The sequence below is a fragment of the Castellaniella sp. S9 genome (genome assembly GCF_027257175.1).
Lineage (GTDB): Bacteria > Pseudomonadota > Gammaproteobacteria > Burkholderiales > Burkholderiaceae_B > Castellaniella.
Map to the genome: position 1 here is coordinate 1 of NZ_JAPFGD010000032.1, position 565 is coordinate 565.

The following is a 565-nucleotide window of genomic DNA, read 5'->3' on the forward strand; positions in this document are numbered from 1 at the left end:
AAAAGGATGCCGTGACCGGCGCAGCACGGCAAAAACTGGACGACTTGCTCGCCCGCACCCATCGGATTCTGACCCAACGCACCAAAGACAAGAACAAGCTGTATGCACTTCACGCGCCCGAAGTCGAGTGCATTTCCAAGGGCAAGGCCCGCACGCCCTACGAGTTTGGCGTGAAGGTCTCGATCACCACCACACTGAAAGAAGGTTTTGTCGTGGGGGCACGTTCCATGCCTGGCAATCCTTACGATGGTCACACATTGCCCGAAGCCTTGGAGCAGGCTGGCATTCTGAGCGACACGCCCATTCATACGGCCGTTGTTGACCGAGGGTATCGGGGTATGGAGGTGCCGGGCACCCGAATACTGCGGTCAGGCCAGCGCCGAGGCATCACCAAAGGGCTGAAAGCAATGATCAAACGCCGAAGCGCGATTGAACCGACGATTGGCCACATGAAATCGGACGGAAAGCTGGACAGAAACTGGCTCAAGGGTCGGCTCGGCGACGCCATCCATGCCATTCTGTGTGGCGCCGGCCACAACATTCGCCTGCTGCTGCGCCGGCTGCG

Annotated in this window: 1 protein-coding gene; it reads left to right on the forward strand. The window is 59.3% G+C overall.

All coding sequences use genetic code 11. The features are described from left to right. Positions 1-565, forward strand: a 565-nt coding sequence (locus OOZ48_RS18435; protein ID WP_269500274.1) for a transposase, incomplete at both ends; no start/stop codon positions are given.